Below are 753 nucleotides of genomic sequence, written 5' to 3' on the forward strand. Positions count from 1 at the left end.
GCGCGCCGGGCAGACGCGACATCGGCCCCGATCCGGCGCCTTGCAGCCCCGCGCCGATGTGGAAGACGCCCGACAGATTCAGCGCCACGGCCAGCATCAGCAGGGCCAGACCGGCGACCACGCTCGGCGACTGCAACTGGAAGCCCCAGCCCAGGGCCTGCCCGCCCGCGCGCAGGGCCAGCAGCGCCCCGGCCAGGATCAGGAAGGTCGTCAACACGCCGACCAGGAAGGCCAGGCCGTCGCGGCGCGCCTCGCCCGGATGATGCGCCGAGCGGCTGAGCGCCGCCGCCTTCATCGCCAGAATAGGGAAGACGCAGGGCATGAGGTTGAGGATCAGGCCGCCGAGCAAGGCGAACAGGGCGGCCTGAGCAAAGGCGGCCAGATCGACCGGGGCCTGGGCCGGCGTTTCGCCGCTGGTCAGGGCGCCGGCGCCNNGGCGCCGAGGTTGGTGGCGAGGACGCCGGCGATAGGTCCCGTCAGGCCCTCGGCGGACAGGCCGCGTCCGGCGGCGACGGACAGGGTCAGGCCGTCCGGGCCGCGCTGGCCGGTCTGGACGGCGGCGTGGTCGATGACGCCGCCTTCGAAGGGGAAGAAATAGGCCCATGTCGGCGCGGCGCCGGTCCCGATCTCGGCAAGCGGTCCGCCAGTCGCGGTCAGGGTCAACTGGCCGTCCGTGAACTGGGCGCGGGCCTCGATCCCGGCGGGACGCGGGGCCGACTGGATGACGGACTGGATGGCCGCGCCATGGCGCGG

Annotated in this window: 1 pseudogene; it reads right to left on the reverse strand. The window is 74.0% G+C overall.

Annotated elements, in window-relative coordinates:
- Positions 1–349, reverse strand: a pseudogene (locus tag HX774_RS18900) (thiol:disulfide interchange protein); the annotation flags it as partial.
- Positions 350–753 lie beyond the last annotated feature (404 nt).

Origin of the sequence: Brevundimonas sp. P7753 (assembly GCF_013386595.1) — a bacterium.
GTDB classification, from domain to species: Bacteria; Pseudomonadota; Alphaproteobacteria; order Caulobacterales; family Caulobacteraceae; genus Brevundimonas; species Brevundimonas bullata.